The 23980-nt window shown below is 49.1% G+C and carries 6 protein-coding genes; all 6 read left to right on the top strand.

The genetic code is table 11. The features are described from left to right. Position 1 precedes the first annotated feature (1 nt). On the top strand, positions 2-3715 hold the full coding sequence (locus ACFSW8_RS06735; RefSeq protein WP_377086740.1) for a pilus assembly PilX family protein: 3714 nt from the start codon (positions 2-4) through the stop codon (positions 3713-3715). 25 nt (positions 3716-3740) lie between these two features. After that, positions 3741-4430, top strand: coding sequence for a hypothetical protein (locus ACFSW8_RS06730; RefSeq protein WP_377177792.1), 690 nt, complete (start codon positions 3741-3743; stop codon positions 4428-4430). Between the two features lie 407 nt (positions 4431-4837). Further along, positions 4838-6286, top strand: coding sequence for a sialate O-acetylesterase (locus ACFSW8_RS06725; protein WP_377177790.1), 1449 nt, complete (start codon positions 4838-4840; stop codon positions 6284-6286). 1233 nt (positions 6287-7519) lie between these two features. Beyond that, complete coding sequence (locus tag ACFSW8_RS06720) at positions 7520-16000, top strand: cadherin domain-containing protein (RefSeq protein ID WP_377086728.1); 8481 nt, start codon at positions 7520-7522, stop codon at positions 15998-16000. 236 nt (positions 16001-16236) lie between these two features. Beyond that, a complete protein-coding gene (locus ACFSW8_RS06715; protein ID WP_377086726.1) occupies positions 16237-16974 on the top strand; it encodes a hypothetical protein in 738 nt (245 codons plus the stop codon). Positions 16975-17006: 32 nt separating this feature from the next. Further along, positions 17007-23909, top strand: a complete 6903-nt coding sequence (locus ACFSW8_RS06710) for a cadherin domain-containing protein (protein ID WP_377086724.1) — start codon at positions 17007-17009, stop codon at positions 23907-23909. Positions 23910-23980: the final 71 nt, after the last annotated feature.

Raw genomic sequence — 23980 nt, 5'->3', positions numbered from 1 at the left:
TATGAGAAGATATCATAAGACCGAGCGCCCTCAATCCTGTAATACAGGTTTAGCGTTGATAGCGAGTTTATCGGTAATGGCGTTATTGGTGATGGTAGCGGTGGGGATGTTAAGTTTATCGACGATGGAGCAGAGGAGGTCTGGTGTGGCGCGTTATCAGATGGAGGCGCAGGCGAATGCACGGATGGCGTTATCTGTGGCATTGGGGGAATTGCAGAAGAGTGTGGGGCAGGATCAGAGGGTAACGGCGAGGGGGGAGATTGTTGATGGGGTCAATGATGAGAAGAGGTATTTAACGGGGGTATGGTCGACGGAGAACTGGGATCCCAAGGATCCGAACAAGCGGGAATTCATAGGCTGGATGGCGTCGGTTCCCATGCTAGATGAGGAGGCTCCGAGTGAAGAGGATGTGCGTACGGGGTTAGGGGCGTATGGGGTTGAGGGGTCGAGTTTGGTGACTGTGGTAGGTGATGGTTCAGTGTTAGAAAAGGAAGATTACGTAAAGGTAGCGACGGTGCCGGTGCGAGCGGCTAATGGTGCGTTGAGTGGAGCTTATGGATGGTGGGTGGATGATGTGGCATCGAAGGCAAGTTATGCCGTGGCTCAGAGAGATGAAGCGGAAGCTTGGGAGCGTGCGGCCTCATTAGGGGTGGCAGTGAAGAGTGGTTTGAAGGTGATGGATCAGGTGGCTTTTGAGAGTTACCCTGCTGAGCAGAGTGAGAATGTGGCGAGTCAAAAGAGCATTGATTTGATTCATGCTGTGGGGAGGCAGGAGGTTTCGAGGCAGTATTTTCATGACATGGGGCATCAGAGTCTTTCTTTAATGACGAACACGCGTGATGGAGGGATGAAGTCGGATTTATCGACAGCATTCGAATTGGAGGACTTTGCAGCGTTAGAAGAGTTTCACCATTCCAAGGAGCGCAACGATACTTCTAATTACCGCAACTTATGGGCGGGATACTCGGATGAGGCATTTTATCCGAGCGAGCATCCACTGGGGTATGTGTTTGAGGTTCCAGTGGGGAGTGATCGATCAGTTAGGGGGCCAACTTGGGATTTGTTGCGTAATTATTACCGTATTTATAAGAAGGAATGGGAGGAAGTTTCATGGCCGCGTCAGTTATCAGGTGTGGCTGAGGATTCTATCGTGGCGAGGGGGGCATTGCCGCTCAGTTATGCGAGCAGCTACCAAAATGAGGGTGATGTGAATGGTGCACAGTATGGTGTGCGGACGAGTCCTGGGGCTATCTACGGGAGAAATGTTAAGAATAAGTCCTATGGAGGCGAGTTGTTATTTAAGGATTATGCTGAGAGGGTGGTTGAGGGGGTGATAGATCCTACGGTAGGAACGAGGCGCGCAACAGCACAGCGGGTGATGCCGCAAGTGATTCGGGTTACGATGGTGTTTGGGATACGTAAGAAGCTTGTGGAGGGGACAGATCCAGTAAAATATCGATTAGCATTTTCGATAGATCCTTATGTGACTTTGCACAACCCGTATAACAGGGAGATTGAGTTTGAGTCCTTATCGATGTTTACTAACAAGTTTAATCCATTGGGGATTGCTCTCACGTATTATGATGAGAATGGGGAGCTTCAGGATACGATGAGTGAGAGTAGACCCAGAGGGTTCACTCAGAATTCAAACAATCGAGGGGCGTTGAGTTACCGGTTATTGCCGGAGTCGGGTGGGAATTACCGGATGGCAGCTGGGGAGATAAGAGTGATTAGTCCGAAGGGGACTGGGGATGGAAGTAACGAATTTTATTTTAATCAGAACAATGTGGTTTTAGGGGATTTCGAATATGGAGAAGATTCAGGTATTTATGTTTACCCGAATCCGCCGTTGGGGGGAGATAGTCCGATAATTCCTGATTGGACACGCAGGATATCAGTCAAGTTATTTGGGCGAACAAATAACAATGTGGGGAAAAATGTTGGGGACTTCTATATGTTCCATCTATTGAGTAATAAGGATCATGATGGAGGGGCGCGTGACATCAATGAGCTCAATATACCTGGGAGTCCTGAGATTAACAGGGACTACATGGATGATGCATTTATGAGCACGGTACTGTATTCCACTTATCAGAATGTTTCCAAGACTGATGCTGAGGATCACGACTTGTATGTTGAGCAGGAATTTAATGGAACTGATGTGCCAGATGTGAATGGGGAGGGGCGTGCGATAGCTGCATTAGATGTGAGGATGGCACATGCTGGGGAAGGTGTACCAGTGTACCACCAATTTAGTCCGAGGTCACAGCTGCACGATTTACGTAATTATGATGGTTCGACACGCTCTGAGCCCAGTTGGAAGGTTGATTTGTTAGGGATCAATGACACATCTGAGTTAGAATTGGTGAGTGCGAATGAGCGAGGTTTTTGGGGTGCTGGGAAGGATGCGAGTTCTGGATCTGAGTTTGTGGTGTTGAACGAATTACCGCGCGCGCCGTTGACTTCCTTGGCGCAGCTTTCGCATGCGGACACGACAGTATTGCCTGCGGATGGAGCGGCGCCGATTGGTAATGCCTTTACGCATCCGGGGATAAAGGACACGCGCTTGATCAGTGGAAAGAGAAGTTTGGTGCGTGACTACAAGGCACCAGATAGTCAAGTGATGACGGATTTTAGTTGGGCATCTAACGAGGCGCTATGGGATCAATATTTCTTTTCAAGTATCAACTGGGGGGAGGCGAAGTTGGCCTATGAGAGTGGCGCAGTGCAGCCTTATGGCAGTCAGGAGGAGGCATTGCGGGCGATGGTCGATGGTGCAGATATTCCGGCACTCGTGAATCCGCGGATGGTGTACCTTCCGAGTGGGATGTTGGAAGTGGAGGTGATTGAGGAGGCGAAAGATCATGCAAAGATTGCGCGGCATTTAGCAGTGGAGGGTGGATTTAATGTGAACTCGACTTCAGTGGAGGCCTGGAAGGCTGTGTTAGGGAGTTTGAAGGAGCATGCGCATAGCGGGGTAGATGGTGGCAATCTGCGCGAGCTTGAGAGCAACAATGCGATGACTCGTTTTCAGTTGCCAGCGGGGGGGGATATAGCGACTGCGAACAGTGAGAAGGAGCGCTGGACAGCATTTCGTGACTTGAGTGATGATGAGATCAGCGATTTAGCGGAAGCTATGGTGGATCAGATCAAGGCGCGTGGGCCATTTATGGGGATGGCAGATTTTGTGAACAGGAGGCTTAGTAATGAGACGAAAGACGGCAATGATGTTGGGAAGTTAGGGGCGATACAGATGGCGATAGAGGCGGCTAACTTGAATGAGGATTTTGGAGATGATGTCAGTGTGGATTTTGTCGAGAATAAGGAGATTCAGGTTGCTGGGAGTACTCGTCGCTTGAGTGCTGGGGTGGGGGCATCTGCCTATTTGATGCAGTCTGATGTATTAGCGTCCTTGGGGAGTATTATGAGAACACGTTCGGACACGTTTGTGGTGCGAGCCTATGGTGAGGCTTTTGACTCACGCGGCAAGGTGATGGCAAAGGCCTGGTGTGAGGCGACTGTTCAGCGAGTGCCAGCGTGGTGTGAGGCGAGTGAAGAGAAGTTTAAGGTGATTGACCCCGATTATCCTAATTTGAGTTCTGATACGATAGTTCAGAAGTGGGTGGATAACCCGAATGTGACAGCGACGAATCGGAAGTATGGTAGGAAGTTGAAGGTGGTAAGTTTCCGGTGGTTGGCTGCTGATGAGGTGTGAGTAGTAACAAATAGAGAATAAAGTGATGAAAGTGATATTAAGTATAGTGGTTGTGATGTGGATGGCGTGTTGTGTGGGTGTGTATGGGGAGGAGACGAAGGGGGGGAAGAGGTTTCGCGTAGCGTGCTGGAGTGACTGGAAGGGTGAGGCCGTATTTTTCTCTCAGGCTAAGAGGTTAAGTGAGGAGTCGATGGTGCCGGTGGATTTGATGGAGATGGCATATTCTGGCTATTACCCTTATAAAGCGGGTGTTCCGATTCGGTTTTACCAACGCGGGGTGAAGGTACCCTATCGTATGATTGAGGAGGTGAAGGTGCCGAGTGGGGTGCATGAGCCCTTGATCTTTTTTTTCGTCAGTGGAGAGGGGAAATTGAAGTATCGCGTCTTTGATACTTCATCGAGGAAGTTTCCCTTTGGGTCCTATCAATTTGTGAATTTATCGAAGGAAGACATGATGGTGAAATTTACAGGCAAGCCGGTGATGCTCAGGGCGCAGAGTGCTAAGGTGATTGATTCTTTTGCAAATAAGAAGAAGGCATACCCGTGTCGGGTAGCGAGAAAGGAGGCGACGGAGACGAAGGTCGTGTATTCGTCCATGATCATGCACCGCCCTAACAAGAGGATGATGATGTTTTTGTATCCGGGGGTTGATGAGGCGAAGCGCTCGAAGATGCGAACAAGGGCTTTAGTGGACTATAGAGCGAGTGGTTCATAGAGCGGGAGGTGATGTGGGCAAGATTGCTTCACAGTGCGCACAGAAAGAAATTGAGATGAGAAATCACCGATCTATGTAATGGGCTTTAGTTTCTAGTAATACTTGGATCTGAAGCAAAGAAAGTTGGCTTTATCTAGTCGTAGTTTGAACAAAATCGTAGGTGCTGTCATTGGCACCAAACTGGCTCAGAAATGCCTGCTGAAATGGTAATCAGAAGTGCAGAGAAAGGCTTATGCGACTGGGTGTTAGACGCTAGGGAAATCACCTTCCTCTGTGGCCGAGGCACGCAATACTCCAGTCAGGCATCCCGCGAGCAACTAAGCTAGCCAACAATCATGACCTTCTCCGGTCGAAATCCAAGGGGAGGTACACACCTAAACAACTAATTGAAGCACACCTCCATCCACATGAACAAACTCAGTCTTATCCTCCTTCTCATACTTCCTCTCTCACTTGGAGCCAAAGAAAACCAAAATCTAACAAAAGTCAAAGTCGCTTGTATTGGCGATAGCATTACCTTTGGCGCCAAAGTTCAGGAACGAAAAAATAATTCCTACCCAGCACAATTACAAAAAATTTTAGGTAATGGATTTTCTGTAAGGAATTTTGGGCGCAGTGGCTCCACCATTCAACTGAAACCCAAGTTATCTTACCCCAAACTAAAGCAGTTTTCCCAAGTAAAAGAATGGGCGCCTGATATCATAATCATCAAACTAGGGACAAACGACGCCAACCAAAGCAATCATAATTGGCAAGGCCAAGATGCCTTTCAAAAAGATTATGAAACATTCATCGATTCTTGTTCTCAGCTGCAATCAAAACCAAAAATTTACCTCTGCACTGTAGCTCCCAGCTTTAATGACCCTGGTAATCGTGAAGAAATCATTACGGACAACGTGAACCCCACTATCAAAGAAATTGCTAGTAAACACGACTTGCAACTCATCGATGTGTTCTCCGCTCTCAGAGGAAAGAAAGAACTCTTCCCAGATAGTTTGCACCCCAATGCCCAAGGCGCAAAAATCATCGCACAAACTGTCGCTGAGTCCATTCAGCCTATGAGTGAGAACACGCATAAAAATCTAGTGCAGAGCCAGCAAAGTTCTCATTGGCAAATCCCTAGCAACAAAGAAAAACTTCACATCATCATCACCATGGGGCAATCGAACATGACTGGCTTTGGGCACATTAAGGAAGAAGATAAAAAACCTGTCCCTAACATTGTTTATCTCCCGACCAAATATAAAGGTGATTTACGATTTTTACCTGCAAAACACCCGATCAATAACCGTCTGAAGTCTCACCGCTTCGGTTTACAAATCCCCTTTGCCATCGAGTATCTGAAAACCAATCCAGACGTAAAGGTGGCACTCATTCCTCTCGCTTGGGGAGGGGCAAAAATCCAAAAGCTCAATAAAGGAACCGCCGTCTATAACGATGCCATGGAAAAAATTGCCTTCGCCAAAAAATTTGGCACTCTCAAAGCGGTTCTCTGGCACCAGGGGGAATCCGACTCAGTCAACGACACACTCGCTTCCAGCTACGAGGGAAAGCTTCACCAATTAATTAGCGATTTACGCTCAGACTTAAATGCCCCTCAACTTCCATTCATTGTTGGTAACCTCGCAGAGTTTTATGGAATTGGCCGAAATGAGTCACATCTCAATGGGATCAAGAAAATCAAATCAATCCTAGAAGATTTGCCCAGCAATGTTCCTCATACTGGCTTCGTCAGCTCAAGTGGCCTAAAATCAATAGACAAACATAATGTGCACTTCGATAGAGAATCCTTTATCGAATTTGGTAAAAGGTATGCCAGAGAGCTCTCGCACATTACCCACAAAAAAAGTAACTAACCATTTACGAAATACTTGCCTCAAGCAAACTGAATAAAGTTTATGGCTATGCGGGGCAGATTATTTCAAGGTTATGCTAAGGCGTTCTATGTTTTGAACATGACTACCCCGTGTGGAATGGGCTCAGAGCTGAAGATCGTTGTTTGGAATTAGCTTGAGGAAGTGGCTTCTTTTAGGAGGCTCGGGTTATTTATTGATCCACTTTGTTTACAGGGAGTCCGGAATGTTTATTCAGGACTGCTTTTAGCTTTCTTGGTCAAGAAAATGTCGTTTCGCAATTCTACCATCTCTCGACTCGGAATAGACGAATGGAGTTTGGTTTAGTCTTGTGAAGTTTGCGCTTCGCAATTTTAGAGTAAGTCGGATTATCTTGCATCATGCCATCGTTGTCATTCAGTTATCCCGCGCGTACGGGACGCCTTCACTCCGCCTTGATATTCTGCAAGCTCATTCCGACCATTCGTCCATTCCGTTTGATCAATGGTATTATGTCCGCTATTTTGCTGACATGAGGCGAGCGGGTGTCTGTCGGGTGGTGTGATTTCCATTTAGTTTGAGAAAAATTTCATGGAGGGGTTGATTTTTTATTTTGCTTATTTTATTCAAAAATCAGCAATTTTATTTCGAGTGTGATATTTCTCAGGTTCTATTCTTTGTGGGTTTCGAGTTGCCTTCTGTTAGTTTATTGTTAGTGGGTGTTGCTGTTTTTGTGATTTATCATTCCGTGATTTTGGGCAAATTTGTAATAAAATTTGTGGATATTGTTAATGAATTTGGAGCTTATTTCATACATTAACATGCGTTGGTTTATTTACGATATACGCCAACGTGGTTGATGGATTATCCATCGACAATCGGTAGTACACAATGCAGACAAATACCCATATGGTGCTGGGTTCAGGGATTCACGAAGTGGGTGCTCTGGGCTTGGCGTGGAGTCACACTGATCCAGTGATGGCGGGCGAGCGCTCTCTAAGAGGGTTGAGATTGGATGGTGGGTGGTTTGGTGTGGCAGTTTCTTTAGACCTGCTTCGAGTTTTAGTAAGTACTAGCCAGATTTTTAGAATCACAGTGATGCGCAATCATCGGGGGAGGGTGTGCATCACGGTAAAGGGTGAGAGCCTAATGGTTAAGGTCATTGGGCTCTCATTCTCTTTCTCCTGGCGCGTGTTGAAATGCTAGATTCCACGCTAATTTTTTCAAAAATCCCAAAAAACCAAAACCCTAAAAACTATGCAAACAAAGAGTCTGTTAGCTGCAGTGGCAGTAACAATGAGCCCGTGGATTTCAGTGTCCGCGCAATCGAGCTTTGATCTTGAATCTTGGAAGTTGTCGGTACGTGGTCAGGAGCGCGATTTATCGAGTTGGAAGAGTGACAACCCGGCGCCGTGGAATTCTTATCATAAAGAAGAGAGCTTGGAGTGTGCCGAGGGATGGTTTGTGACAGTGGGTCCTTTAGGGTTCACATCGTGGTTTCACGACAGAACAGGCAATCAGGGGTGGACGGGGTTTGAGGCTCATCAGCCGGAGTTTTTAAGGGATGAATTTGGCTTATTGTTCAACGTGATTGAGGTGCGCAACATTCACACGGACAGCCCGAGTGCAGGATTGATAGAGGCGAATGATTATATTGTTAGCTTGGATGGGGAGTTCTTTGAGGCGGGGCCATTAAGTTTTGCGAATGGTGAGTATGAACGGACTGGGACATGGCAATTTCAGCCGCATGTGGGCAATTTGATTGATGATGCGCAATCGAATGGCACGGTGAAAGTTGGTTTGTTGCGTTTACCTGAGGGTTATGTTGAGCAGCCATTGAGTGGAGTGCGTCAACTGAGTGAGCAAGGGAGGCACACGATAAGTGCAGCGAATGAAGAGGTGTTGATTGATTATGATGTGAGTGGTGCTGGTGGATTTCGGATCAAGAAGTTAAGTGGTTCGAGTTTGAAGAGCTCGGGGACCCCGATGATTTTGACGAACTTGGACAATGGGGACGTGGTTGATTTGATGGAATACGAGGTGATGATTGGGAAGTGGTATGATTATTTTGGCTATATTGCGGAGGTTCCCTATGCTGGCAATTGGAAGTTAAGTGGTGGGGTGACGGCCTCGGGGAGTGCGGAGTTTGCCGTGGAGTTTTTAAGTAAGGCGCAGCTACCAGCGTCACTTCAGGCGTATTATCAGGAGGTCGATGTGCCATTGGACGCGGTGGGATCTTTTGGTGAGAATTACGATCCGAATGGTGAGAAGGCTGAGAACATGCGTAAGATGATGGCGCACCGATTGGCCAGCCATCAGGAAGACGATGGATCATGGCATTGGGTAGTTGGCTATTCGCTGCCTGCGTTTCACACCTCGATTTGTGGTTTGGCATTGATGGCTGAGAATGACCCTCAATACGCTGAGCATATTAAGAAAGCTGCGATGTATGTGGCTGCACCAACTGGCCAGGGTAGGGAGAACTGGAGTTATACTAATGGGATCCAGTTGAGTTTTCTTGCTGAGTATTATTTGAGGACGAGGGATCCGGAAGTGTTACCTGGATTGCAGCGTCAATATCGTCGTTGCCGGAGGTATATCCAGGCTGATTACACAGCTGGTCACAAAGAGCGTCCTGGTTATGGTGGTTCTGGCTGGGTTGGAGGCGGAGCTGTTATTTCGATGGGGATGGCAGTTATGGATGAGGCGGGAGTTTTGAGTGCTGAGGGGCAGGATATCTTGGACCAGATGATGGCACGAGTGCGTGAGTTAGCACGGACGGGTACGCCTGGCTATGGGCGTAGTAAGCCGAAGTATTTTGACGACGCGAAGGACCATGGCCATGGGTGTATGGCGGTGCCGCACTACGTTGCTGCGAAGGTTCGAGGCGGGAATAAGGCCTATGTGGATGCGTGTGATGCGAGGTTTGCCTATCCGAAGTTTGGCTCTGAGCAAGATGGGCATGCGACACAGACCATGCATTTCATGTTTGGGGCCTTGGGAGTGGCGATTGCGGATGATCAGAATTTCATTGATATGATGAATTACTATCGTTGGCGTTTCACGATTATGCCAGATCATCTTGGTTTGGTAGGTAAGAACAACTACGCTACTGAGTTTCACGGAGGAGATGGAGCTGTGGGTTATCCGTTTTGGACGACGGCATCGTATTTATTGATGTTGAATGCGCACAAACACAACTTGGCGATGACAGGCATGGCTGAGACGTATTCGCCTACGCGGGAGACTGCGGATCTAACAATGGAGGAACGAGAGTATTACAACCATGTGTTTAGGTCATGGTCGTTAGCTGACGAGGTATTAGGTGAGATGGCACCATCAGGATTTGAGGCGGCGATTGCTGAGTTGCGCGGTATCACGCCTGTGCCAGGAGAGGAGTTTTTAGATTCTATTAGGGATTGGCATGAGGGGAAGGTGGAGGCAGTTGCTGCAGAGATTCTAGGCATGCCTGGAGACCCAGAGGGAGGTAGTAGGGGGCAGATAGTGGAACTCTTATTTGGGTTTGGTATTGGGTCAAAATTTGAGGGTACGGCATTGGAGCTTGAGCCAAGATTTTTGATTGGAGGTTTCGATGTGGGGAATTTGGAAGTGGAGGTAAGTGACGGTGGGGTGGCTATGGCTGATCCGTTGGTTATGAGTGTGGACGGTCCGTATGGGATGGTCTTTGATATGTCGGCATATGAATTTACTGACGGGCACACATTTACTATTAAGGTGAGCTACACGATAGGTTCGACACCAGTGGCTTATGAGATTGATGTGACGTATCCGATATATGACGACCGTTACCCTAACAACATCCTGAATTCATTTGAGATTGAGTGTGGGACTTTGCATGATTACTCGGGGTGGGCGTATGCGAACCGACTTGTGCTTGATAATGGTTATATTTTGGGGACTGAGTTTTACAGGCACCAGAACAACCAATGTATGGTCAGAGGTGGGCGTTACAGAGCTCGTGTTGCGTTGGGGAATGAATGGGCAGCGAATCTGCAAAGTTGGGAAGAGATTGAGAGTTCAGCGAGGAAGGCGACTATTACAGGAGTATCTGGTCCTGGTGATTTAAGTGTGTTAGGTGATGAAGCGGTGGATGTAGCTTTGGCTGTATCCAGCGGTGACATTTTTACATTCACATTTGATCAAGCAAGAGAGATTTCAGAGGTATTCATTGCGGGTGATCGCAAGAGGAGGAGGATTGAGGCGTTGGTAGACGGGGAGTGGAAGGTTATCAGGGAGGATGATGGTACAAACTTAATGGCTATTGTATCCACGGTATCTGACCAATTCCGGATAGTATTTGAGCAGAGTGGAGATTTCAGGGAAGTTGCTTTCTATGGTCCTGAGGGGGCTGAGTATGGGCGTGGATCAAGTTGGTTTAGGAATGCTAGTGAGTACGCTAATATTGACACAAGCAACATGCGTCCGATGGCGATGGAGACAGTGTTAGAGGTGGCAGAAAATCTGGCAGTTGGCAGTGAAGTTGGTCAGCTATTGGCAGTGGATATGAATGAGGGGGATGTGCTTGAATATGAGATCAAGATTGGGAATCTAGGTGGCTATTTCTCTGTGGATGCGGCCACAGGTGTGGTGAGCTTAGATAAGCCGCTGGATTATGATGTACTCGCTGAGCATCGTTTGACATTTGAAGTTCGTGACCAGAGTGGTTTAGCAGCGAGTGCTGCGCTGATTGTTCAGGTGAGTGATGTGGTTGAGTTACCTGAATATGTGATAAGTTTGGCGGAAAATACGGAAGTGGGAGAGGTTTTTGGTCAGCTGACGACGGATCTAGTGTCTGGTGATTTGGTGTGGGAGATAAGCGATGTGACTCCAGTGGGGAGTGTATCTATCAATGAGGCGACGGGGGAGCTAACGGCATTGGTTAGGTATGACTATGAGCAGAGTGCTCCAGTGATTCAGGCTAATGTGTTAGCGCTTGATGGTGATGGAGTGAGATACGAGACGACATTGGTGGTCAATATCACAGACGTAGCTGATGACGACTCAGACACTGATGGATTAGATGACGGTTGGGAGTTAGCCAACTTTGGTGGGACTGCGCTCTATGATGGTGCGGCAGATGTGGATAATGATGGGTTTACGAATGCTGAAGAATGGGAATTAGGAACTGATCCAGTGGATGCGAGTTACCCGAACCGATTTGTGAATGCAGGGGCGACTGATGGCAACATATGTGACCCAGCCAATTGGTCGGCGGGAGTGGTGCCTGTGGCTGGGGTTGGTTATATTAGTGTAGATACTAAGTGGTGGAGAGGCGAGGATGTGGCAAATCCGGGGACAGGAAGTACATCTTCTGGAGGGAATATTCTGAATGATTATCATTTGGTGATCACGGATGGCACATTGATACGTGAAGCTAATTTTATTCCTGAGTGGACGGATTGTATCATTGAGTTACGCGGAGGTAATTTGAGTTCTGACGGGGAAGGTAACCGCGTGTTCAGGATGTCTGGTGATACTATCATCACTGTGGGTGAGGGTAGTTTGTTTGAGGTGGACTCGACTCAAGACAAGATCGAATTTCAGAATGATGGTGTGGGCAAGGCTCGTATCGTATTGGATGGGGGGACCTTGGATGTGGGTACATTGTCGGTGAGTTCTGCAGCAGAAGCGTATGCGTTTTTGGAATTTGCAGAGGGAGGCGGGAGTGCGTTGATTGATACTATTACTATCAATGTGGTTGGGCCATACGTGAACTTTGTGAGTGGCACGGAGGGAACGCTAACGATGAATGGGGCGAGTAGTGCGACATTCCAAGCATTATGGGATGCTGGGCAGTTGCGAGTTGATGGTGTGAACTCAGGAAATTTCAGTGATCAATTTGATGTGATTGGATCGAGTTTATCATTGAAAGAGGTGATTCCTGCACCTGTGTTAGATGACAGGACATTGGTGGTGTCAGAGAATACAGCAGTGGGAGGAGTTCTGGGAACAATGGCTGCAAGTAGCAGCACAGGTAGCTTGCAGTGGGCGCTGAATGATGATGCTGGTGGATTATTCAGTATAGATTCTGCGAGTGGAGAGGTGAGGCACACAGGAGCATTGGATTATGAAACCGCTGAGAGCCATACGATTATCGTGGCGCTAACAGATGATTCGACACTGAGTGACACTGCGGCAGTGATTATCAATGTCACCGATGTTAACGAGGCACCAGTTGCGAGCGATGCGAGTGGTGTGATTGCTGAGAATGGAGCCGTGAATCAGGCAGTGGCAACAGTCTTGGTCAGTGACCCTGACGCTAATGATTCGCATAGTTTCAGTATTACGGCAGGCAATGAAGAGGGAGCATTTAGCGTAGATTCTAATGGTTCGGTTCAGACAACTAAAGCACTCGATTATGAGGGAGCGAGCCAGTACACACTCACAGTGGTGGCGACTGATAGTGGTGGTCTTAGTGACTCAGCAACAGTGTTAGTGGATGTCAGCAATGTTAACGAAGCACCGACTTTAGCTAACGTTAGTGGTTCGATTCAGGAAAATGTAGGAGCAGGAGCTGTGGTGCTGACGCTGGTTGCGAATGATCCTGATGTGGATAGCGCATTTAGCTACACTTTAGAGAGTGGCAGCGGGTTTATTGTGGACAGCGGCAGTGGGGAGGTACGCTCAAGTGTGATGTTTGACTACGAGTCAACAACGCAGCAGGTTCTTACTGTACGTGTCAGTGACGAAGGTGGACTTAGTGCTACTGCGACAGTAACGATTGACATACTTAATGTGAATGAGGCCCCTGTGTTAGCTGACGCCTCAGTTAGCTTAGCAGAAGACGCATTGGTCGGGACAAGTGTGGTGACGCTCTCAGGTAGCGACATCGATGCAGGCGATAGCATGACTTATTCGATCGTGAGTGGCAGTGGATTTAGTATTGATGGGGCAACAGGTGAAATCACGACGACGACTGCACTCGACTATGAAACTAGCACCCAGCATGTATTGGGTGTGAGTGTGACGGACGCGGGTGGACTGAGTGATACGGCGGTAGTTACAGTCAATGTGACGGACGTATTGGAAGTCAACGAGTTTATCGCAGGGAGTTTGAATGACCCCGCGAACTGGACGAATGGTGTGCTGCCGAGTGCTGAGGAGGCGGGGTTAGTTGGCAATGACGGGACGCTAAACTCGAGCCTCACAGATTTTGATCTTCTCATTGAGAGCGGAACGATTACGCGTAATGAAAATGCGATCTATCAATGGCTTGGTGACACAGACATTGTGATCGCGGGTGGGGTGCTTGACTACACTGCCAGCAGTGCAGCGGGGAACACGCACCGAGTGCTGCGCCTCAAGGGGAGTTCGTCGTTAACGCTACAGTCTGGGAGCTTGGTGCTCTGGAATGACAGAGCTTTTGAGATGTTTGATAATGGTCAAATTGTCATGGAGGGGGGTAGTTTAGTTGGAGGTAACATTACAGATGCATCTGGCTATGCAGGAGGTGCTGCAGTCACCTTTGGTCAGGGAGACGGTAGTGTTAGCCTGTTGGGTAGTGGCATTCAGCTTGATGAGGGTTACATCGATTTTGAGACTGGGACAGGAGGGTCGCTCACTGTAGCGGGGGCTGACGCTGTGTACTATCAATCGCTCTGGGACAGCGGAGTGCTCAAGTTAGATGGCACCAATGAAGTGGCTTTTGCAGCATACTTCGAGGTCAATGGTGAGACCTTGACTCTGAGGGGAACACCACTGAGCGCTCCTGTGTTAGATGTGGCTGAATTTTACATGTTAGAAAATTCAGAAGCAGGCACTGAGGTAGGAATTTTATCACCAAGCAACAGTACTGGAGACCTGGTATGGGAGTTGCTTGATGATGCAGGTGGTCAGTTCAGCATTGACGCGAATGGTCGGGTGACGAGTGCATCTGAATTTGATTATGAGAGTCAGTCTGTCTACAGCCTTGTAGCTCAGGTTTCTGATGCGTCGAGTTTGAGTGGTAGCGCAACAGTGACTGTGTTTATTACGAATGTGAATGAAGCACCAGTGGCTAGCGATACGAGTGACAGCGTGGCAGAGGATGCGACTACTGGCACGCTAGTGGCGAGTGTGGTTGGCACCGATGTTGATGCCGGTACAAGCCTCAGTTACAGCATTGTGTCAGGAAATGTGGGTGGAGCCTTTAGCATCGCAAGCAATGGCGAGATCACGACTGCGAGCGGGCTCGATTACGAAACCACGGCAAGCTACAATCTGACGGTTGAGGTCAGCGACGGTGTATTGAGTGACACTGCGCAGGTGTTCGTGAATGTGAGCAATGTGAATGAAGCACCAGTGGCGAATGATACGAGTGGCAGCGTGGCAGAGGATGCGACTGTTGGCACGCTAGTGGCGAGTGTGGTTGGCACCGATGTTGATGACGGGACAAGCCTCAGTTATAGCATTGTGTCAGGAAATGTGGGTGGAGCATTTAGCATCGCGAGCAATGGCGAGATCACGACCGCGAGCGGGCTCGATTACGAAACTACGGCAAGTTACGGCCTGACGGTTGAGGTCAGTGACGGTGCATTGAGTGACACTGCGCAGGTGTTCGTGAATGTGACAGACGTGCTTGAGGTTACTGAGCCGGTGATCGCAACAGGTTCAGCAACGAACCTCACGATGACTGAAGCAGATTTAGCCTACACAGTGAGTGATGAAGGTGATGAAGCTCCAAGTGTGACACTCTATTATGGTGAAACTGATGGGGGACAGACTTTGGCGAATTGGGAACATAGTCTTGTGTTAGGAATTCGCTCGGTAGGTAGCTACACAGAGAGCATCAGTGGACTCGAAGAGGGGACCTCTTATTACTTCACTGTAGCAGCGACGAACTCGGCCGGCAAGACCTGGGGAAGTACAGGAAGTTTCTCTACTGAAGCTGACACCTCACCCAAGATGGTTCGCACTACAGTGAGTGATGTTTCAAGCGCGACATGGACGACAGTAGATCTTGGAAAGAACTACAACTCGGCAGTGATAGTAGCGACGCCAATTTATGCGGACTCTACTCAGAGCCCGGTAGTGACACGTATTCGCAATGTGAGTGGTAATAGCTTTGAGTTGAAGCTTGATAGAGCAGACAACTTGACGACTGAAACGACCTGCGATGTATCTATCATCGCGGTGGAAGAAGGAGTCTACACACTTGCAGGTGATGGCATTCAGATGGAAGCTGTGAAGTTTACGTCGACGGTGACTGCGGCTTCCTCTAACTGGTTGGCTGAAAGTCGGGCTTATCAGAATAGCTACACCACGCCGGTGGTCTTGGGGCAGGTCATGAGCTACAACGATAGTGGCTGGAGTGTTTTCTTGAGCTATGGAGCGAGTGCTACCGCTATTGCAGATGCGAGTAGTTTACATATCACCAAGTGTGTAGGGGATGATAGTTCTCAGACGCGCGCGGATGAGCAAATTGGTTACATCGTGATCGAGTCAGGGGGGGGCTCACTCAATGGGGTTAACTACGTGGCTGGCGTGGGTGCACGCACGGTGCGGGGTCCGGACAATAGTAGTAATGGCTACAGCTACACCTTCAGTGGACTGAGTAATCCCTCCGCTGCAGTGGTGTGTCAAACTGGTCAGAGCGCCAATGATGGTTCATGGGCCGTGTTGTTAGGAGACCCGGCAGTGACTGCTAACACAATCACGATGCTTGCTGATGAGGATCAAATGAAAGATTCTGAGCGTCGGAAGTATGCGGAGAATGTTTCTTATATCGTGTTTGAGTAGGGGGGCGAAAGGCACGTTATAAAGAAAGAAAAGGCACTTGGCTGAGAATACTGCCAAGTGCCTTTTTGTAGTTAGGGAGGTGTGGTAGGGGGAGACGTGAGAAGCGAACGATTGTTTCACTTTTTCTTTTAGGAAGTTGTTAACGATCTTGAAGCGAATGACATATGTTAACATGCACAACTTATTTGAGTGGTGCATAGCGAGTCGGGGGACCGGCTTGCGATCGGTAGTACACAATGAAGACAAGAGTCCATAAGGAGCGGGGACAGAAGGCACGCTGGCGTCAGTTGATTGTGGTGTTAGTTTGCGCGCTGTCGTGGTTCACGGAATCAGCTGGTGGGCATCCTCCAGATGATTTGATGAAGGTGCAATTCACGGTGATTGACGCTGGGCTGTTGTGTGAGGCTGAGGTGCATTTTTCACAGGTGTATGCCTTAAAGAGGAAGTTTGGTGGTGAGGTAGGAGTAGAGGATTACGCAGCGATTGAGCGTTCATTTGAGATGAATTGTCCTGTGAAGCTTAATGGTGAAGAGGAGAGACCGAAGATCACGGAGTATATGGAGATTGGTTCTGAGTGGGGGCAGGGGTATTTAGATCACCCGCTAGATGAAGAGGAGAGACGAGTGGCCAAGGTGGTGATGTTGTATTCTTGCGATGGTGAGGTTAAAGATGTTGAAGTGAAGTGGGGATTGATCCCGAGGCAATCAGGGCAGGTTGATGTATTTTTTGAGGCGGGTGATGAGCGGGAGAGGTTTAGGCTGAGTCTTGAGTCGAGTGTATTTTCTTGGAGTGCTGATAGAGGCACTGAAGAGATGGCTAGCGAGCTAGATAGCGAAGCTGGCGTGAACGCAGCATTGAGAGTGGCAGCGGTGTCACCAGAGGACGTAAAACCCAAGTCAGGTCTCTGGTTATTCGCTGCAGGATCATTGCTTGTGCTAGTAGGCGTTACCTATGGGGTGCGCCGAAGGCAATAGGTGCTGAGCATCTGCAACCCGAAAAAATACCAATGAAAAAAACAAACCTATCCATCGTCACGAGTATGGCACTCGGAAGCGTGACTTATGCTCAAACTCCCATTGTGTGGGATTATTTAGAAGACAGTGATGCTCAGGCGTTATACGACAGTCGATCATCCGAAGTGAACTACGTTTTGGTTGAAGGCAGTGGGCCGTCGACTAACAGACTCGATCACTTCTATATTTCACACTACAAGGAAGGCAATGGGGCGACGGTGACGACGAACATGGAGGATTTTGTTGCGGACTACAATTACCGGATTCAGGCGGCGGCAGACATGATGCTGCGTGGGGTGGACCGCTCATCGGAGGCTGAGGGTCAGGTGGTGAACAATCCGTTGATTGAGCATACTTATGCACGTTATGCGCCGTTCATGAAGTTGTGGAAGCTCGACAGTATTCGTGTGGATTGGCCGGTGTATTACCACAGTAAGCACAAGTCTTTGCACTCTGTAGTGAAAGCGAGGACGCCGGATGTTTGGGGTATTGGCGATCACAATTGGGGTGTTGCGGGAGCTGGAGCTGGAGGTTTGTGGGCAAATTCTAAAATAACCAGTACGCCATATGTAGCTGCGAGCGGGACAGCATGGGCCTGGGTTCATGAGGGGACGCACGCGCACCACAAACTTGGTCACGGCAACAAGGCGAGGTTGCTGAATGGGACCAAACACATTGATGGGGAGGGAGTGGGATTAACTCGGAATGCCACCTTTGGACCGACGGGTGGTTTGTGGGGGGAATGGCATGGTTATGCAGGGAAGGGGAGAGAGATGCCTGAAACCTATGCAGGAGTGATTGGTTTAGCTCGCTCTGGGGCGATTGATAAAGATTACCGGATGGCGTATATGGACCTCAATAAGGACAACGGGAACCATACGGAGAACCGGAATGATAACATCATTCACGATTATTATAAGGCTTTTGACCCTATTGACAGCCATACTCCAAACGACCAGACCTTGGTGGACCCAGCTACGGTTGAAGTGTTAGTAGCGAGTACTGACACGATATTGATTAGATGGTTTATCAATGGAAGTGAGATCGTTGACCAGCGTGGCCAAGAGCAACTTGATGTGAGCCAGCTCAACATAGCGAGTGGCGAGTACCGTGTGACAGTTGAGGCGTATGACAGTGCGATTGATTATGCTTTCACAGGGGATGCAAATTTAGATTTGGTGCGTCATCGTTTTGAGGATTTGAGTCAGGTAGTGGGTTGGACAGTGTCTATCACGAGTGGTTCAGGAAGTAATGATTACAGTACTATGGCGGCATTGAGTGTGGATGGTGACGCTGCAGTAGGCAGTGGTAATTTCACCTCTGGGTTGGGCGGCAAGATGGGAGTGTTTTCAGCGAACGAGTCACTGGCGCAGCTCACACTAACAGGTAGTCTAGGAATGGAGGGCGCACGATTTGAGGGCGACTACCACATTACTGGAGGAGGGATTGATTTGGCTGCGGGGCAGTTGCATGCGTTGCCGCACAGTGAGAGTGTGATTGCTAGTGCTCTCACGACAGCGGGTAGTTTGAATAAGACGGGGCACGGTGAGGTTGCCTTGGGCGGGGCGAACACGATAGGTGGGAGCCATGTTGAAGTCGAGCAGGGAACCTTAGTAGGGACTTCGAGTGCTGCATTTGGAGAGGATGCCTCTGCGATGGTGCGGAGGGGGGCAGAGCTGAAGTTGCATGCAGCGATTGCGATGGGAGATGTTGTGATGGAAGGGTGTAGTGCCCTTTGGGCGGATAGTGGCGCGGGAGAGGCGAGCATTGAGAACCTGACCTTACATCGGATGGGAGATAGTAGTATTGGTTACCAATTCCATGGCTATTTCAAGTTAGGGACTGGCATGTTTGCGATCAATGGAGACACGTCATTGTCAGACAGTGTGATGATACTCACAGGGGATCAGCCATCTACCCATTATGACATGAATGATGAAGACGATGTGAATATGCATCGGGAGCATTGGTTTATGGATTTAGGACGTGGAGGTTCGTATGAATTACGCGGAGATATTGCAGGTAGGGGGAGTATCATTTGTAAGCATGGAGGAGCTGTGAATATTTTTGGGTCGATCGACCTGCAGGGAGAGAGTGATGACCCCGACTATGTGAATGGTATTTTTTCATCGATGTACGGGACGCATGTGACGGTGCACGAGGGAGGAAGTTTACAGGCAGACACGATAGATGTTGGACCCTATTCGACCTTTGAATACAATGGGACGAGCCCTCTTCAGGTAGATATTAGGCCCCCGCACATGACGCGTACGGGAATGAGTGAGTCATTTGATTTCAATGGGTTTTATGGGCACTTATGTGGTACGGGAGAGATTGCGACTCAAGTTGTGTTGCGCTCTGAGTCGAGTGTGTCACCTGGGGCGTATGGTGAAGTGGGAAGGCAGGATTATACAGGAGGGATGTTTGTGGACAACCTAGCTCACTATGCATGGCAGTTTGGCAATGGTCGCGCAGGTGTGGATGGTGACGGTCTACCACTTGGGTGGGATGTGATTAAGGTCAGTGGTGGTTTAGACCTTGCTGGTGTGGTTCCGAGCGACAAGTGGCTAAAGAATGGCAATCCCGTGAGTGAGCCCGCTGACGAAGTAGTAGACATTGCGCTTTTGGTGTCAGATTCAGGGGCTGATCTCTACAGCTTGGGATTTGATGCAACGCTAGCGCAGAGCTTTGTGATCATTGAGGCTGATAGTATTGTTGGGTTTAGTTCTGCAAATTTTCGGGTAGAGTTTGATACTAACTCTACGTTAGGAGGGGTTGCGGGGACGTGGAGTGTTGAGCAGACTAGCAGCACAGAAATTTCATTAGTTTATCAACCTGGGAGCATTGCGAACACGGCTCCAACATGGTTGGTAGATCCCATTACTTTAGAGGCGGCGAGTGAGGGGCTAGCCTATTCTGGAAGTATTGGTTCGATGGTGACGGATGCGGAAGGGCAGGCATTAGCGTTTAGCAAGGTGAGTGGCCCTGACTGGCTTGTGGTTTCAAGTTCAGGAGAGGTGTCAGGAGTGCCAGCATCCAGTGATGTTGGTGTGTCTAACTGGGTCGTTAGAATTGACGACGGAAATGGAGGTGTGAGCCAAGCGACTTTATCAATAGAAGTGTTAGAAGTTAATGAGGCACCGGTGGTAACGGATGCGACATTTGCTGTGGCTGAGGATGCAGAGATTGGCAGTGTGGTTGGCAATCTTGGGGCGACTGATCCAGATGGGGATGGCTTAAGCTATGCCATTTTAGGTGGAGCTGCAGTATTTGCAGTGGACGCAGCTGGAGATGTTGTTGTGAGTGGTAGCTTGGATTTCGAGGAGAGTTCTGAGTATAGTTTTGTGGTACGAGTGAGCGATGACGCGGATTCAGCGAAGAGTTCAGAAGCAACGGTGAGGGTCAATGTGACTGATGTGCCGATGGATGACTCCGATGGCGATGGCCTTGATGACGCATGGGAGCTTGCGTACTTTGGAGGTACGAGCAGTCAGAATGCGGGTGGCGATGCAGATGGTGATGGTGTGAGTAATGCGTTGGAGCAAACCTATGGTTTTGACCCTTCAGATGGATCGGATCCCAACGTGTTCACGGATGCGGGAGCTACTCTTGGGAATATTGCTGACCCGGCCAACTGGAGTGGTGGGCTTCCGACATCGGGAGTGGGGTTGATCACTGGTGATGCGACTTGGTGGAAAGGTGAAGATTTCGCCAATCCTGGGACAGGAAGCACATCAGCTGGTGGTAATATTCTCAATGGATACCAGCTGTTAGTAACTGGTGGGACCTTACTTCGAAATCAGAATTTTATTCCGGAGTTTACGGATTGTGATATCGATCTTCAGGGGGGCAGCTTGAGCAATGACGGCACGGGAAATCGCGTGCTTAGAATTTCTGGAACGACTGTGATTAGAGTGGGAGAAGGTAGTTTGTTAGAAACTGATTCAAGCAACGACCACATTGAGTACCAGAATGATGGTGACGGCCGTGCGCAGATCGTAGTGGACGGTGGGGATGTAGAGATTGGGAGCTTTAGTGTGAGTTCTGATCCACAGGATTATGCGTTCTTAGTCATGGGGCAATCTGGAAGTGTGCAGACTAACGCGATTGCGATCAACGTTGCGGGGCCCTACATTGACTTTGAGTCAGGAGGCATGTCTCAATTGACTGTAACTGGATCTGATAGTGGTTATTACGAAGGGTTGTGGTCAGCGGGTCGTTTGCGTGTGGACGGCAGCAATGCTGGAAGTTTCCCAGCGCTATTCACTGTTGTAGGATCGACTTTGGCACTTAGAGATGAGCCGCTATTAGCACCCGTCTTAGAGGATGCTAGTTATGTGATGAATGAGAATGTGGCTGCGGGAGAAGTGGTAGCTGCGCTCACTCCCGCGCAGAGCACAGGTGGGTTAGAATGGGAGTTAGTTGATGATGCAGGAGGGGCCTTCACCCTAGATGCAAATGGTCAGCTTCGCACAGCGGTGGCCCTAGATTATGAGTCAGCAAGTGAGCATGTTCTGAGGGTTGAATTAGGAGACGCATCAGGGATGAATGACAGCGCTGATATTACCGTTATGGTTGGTGATCTCAATGAGTCACCAGTGGCTGAGAATACGAGTGTGGCAGTGTCGGAGGACTTCAGTATTGGTTCAACTGTTGTAACTGTTCAGGCGAGTGATGTGGATGCGGGGGCGAGTTTAAGCTTCAGCATTACCGCAGGCAATGACGGCAACGTTTTTGCAGTGGATGCCAATGGTTCAATCACGACGTCTCAGGCATTAGATTATGAGGCGATTGACAGCTACAACCTCACCGTAGAAGTGAGCGATGGAGAGCTGAGTGATAGTGCCTTGGTTGTGGTGACCGTCAGCGATGTTAACGAAGCTCCCAGCCTAGCAGACGGAGCGTCTGGATTGGCAGAGGATGCATTAGTTGGAGCGGTCGTCATGCAAGTTCAGGCGGACGATGAGGATGCCTCTGAGGTCTTGACCTATAGTTTGATGAGTGGTGGAAGCTTTGCTGTGCATCCAACGAGTGGTGTTATCACCCTTGCTTCTGAGCTCGATTATGAAACTCAATCTGAGCATGTTCTTGGGATTCAGGTGAGTGATGCAGGTGGTCTCACGGACACCGCTACGGTTACGGTATCGGTGAGTAATGTGAATGAAGCTCCTGAAGTTACGGGAGTTGATGTAAGTGTGGCTGAGAATATCAGTATTGGCAGCACCGTGGCTAGTGTGAGTGCAAGTGATGTTGATGCTGACAGTGTCTTAAGCTTCGCGCTTGTATCCGGAAACACAGGTGGTGCCTTTTCGATTGATAGTAGCGGCGTGATCGTGACTACGAGTGATTTGGATTACGAAACACTTACGAGTTATCAGCTTACAGTGGAGGTTAGTGATGGGTCTCTGAGTGACAGCGCCATTGTAAGCGTGGACGTAGGGGATGTGAATGAGTCTCCTGTAGTGAGCGATGTCAGTGGAAGTGTGGCTGAAGATGTCGCTCTGGGAACGGTGGTTGCCACTGTGGTTGCTAGTGATGTCGATGCTGGATCGGTTTTGAGTTTCAGCATTGTCTCAGGCAATGCAGGAGGAGCCTTTAGCATTGATCAAAATGGGGTAGTCACTACTGCCTCAGGTTTGGATTATGAATCACTGGCAAGTTACACACTAACTGTACAGGTTAGTGATGGTGAACTCAGTGACACGGCGGTTGTTCAAGTGACAATTATAGATGTGTTAGAAATTGCGAACCCAGTGGTGTCGACTCAGAGTGCGAGCATGGTGAGTATGACTGGAGCTGACCTTCATTATAGTGTGAGTGACGATGGTGGTGAGGTGCCGGTAGTGACCTTGTATTATGGGGAACAAGATGGTGGCCAGGTAGTAGCCAACTGGGACCACAGTCTGGTGCTTGGGGCTAAGTCTGTTGGTAGTTATTCAGAGGCTGTGGATGGGCTAGATGAGGGGACTGATTATTATTTCAGCGTCTCGGCGAGCAATAGCTCAGGAACAAGTTGGGGGAGTGTTGGGAGCTTCACGACAGAGGCTGACACATCTCCGAAGATGGTGCGTACGGTCGTGAGTAATGTTTCTAGTGTGACTTGGACGACCGTTGACTTAGGGAAGAACTACAACTCAGCAGTGATTGTGGCGACGCCGAGTTATGCAGACTCTACTCAGAGCCCGGTAGTTACGAGAATCCGCAATGTGAGCGGCAGCAGCTTTGAAATAAAGTTGGATAGAGCAGATACTCAGACTAGTGAGACGCACTGTAATGTTGCTATTTTTGCCGTCGAGGAGGGAGTGTACACGCTGGCTGATGATGGGGTGCAGATGGAGGCAGTTCGGTTTGCTTCCTCTGTGACAGCCGGAAAGGACAGTTGGGTAGCAGAGAGTCGCAGTTATGTGAACAGCTACACAACTCCGGTGGTACTGGGGCAGGTGATGAGTTACAACGACACTGGTTGGAGTACTTTCTTGAGCTATGGGGCGAGTGCTGGAGCCATAGCGGATGCCAACGGACTCAACATCACCAAAAGCGTGGCTGGCGACCCAAACCAGGTGCGAGCCGATGAGACCATTGGGTATATTGTTATCGAATCAGGAAGTGGCACGCTCAATGGTGTGCAGTATGTGGCTGCAGTAGGTGGTCGCAGTGTGAGGGGGCCAGACAATAGCAGTAGTGGCTATAGCTACGCGTTTAGTGGTCTGAGTAATGCCAGCGGAGGCGTGCTGAGTCAAACTGGTCAGAATGCAAATGATGGCTCATGGGCTGTTCTGTTAGGTGATCCAGCTGTTAGTGGGTCCAGTGTGACGATGCTAGCTGATGAGGACCAAGTGGCTGATTCTGAGCGTCGGAAGTATGCGGAGAACGTTTCTTATATCGTGTTTGAGTAGGGGCGCGAAAGGCACGGTATAAGCAGAAAAAAGGCACTTGGCTGAGAAGGTTGCCAAGTGCCTTTTTTGAT

The sequence above is a fragment of the Rubritalea tangerina genome (genome assembly GCF_042683245.1).
Classification (GTDB): Bacteria; Verrucomicrobiota; Verrucomicrobiia; order Verrucomicrobiales; family Akkermansiaceae; genus Rubritalea; species Rubritalea tangerina.
Note: the sequence above shows the minus strand (reverse complement) of the source record. Positions and strands in the feature narration are given on the sequence as shown.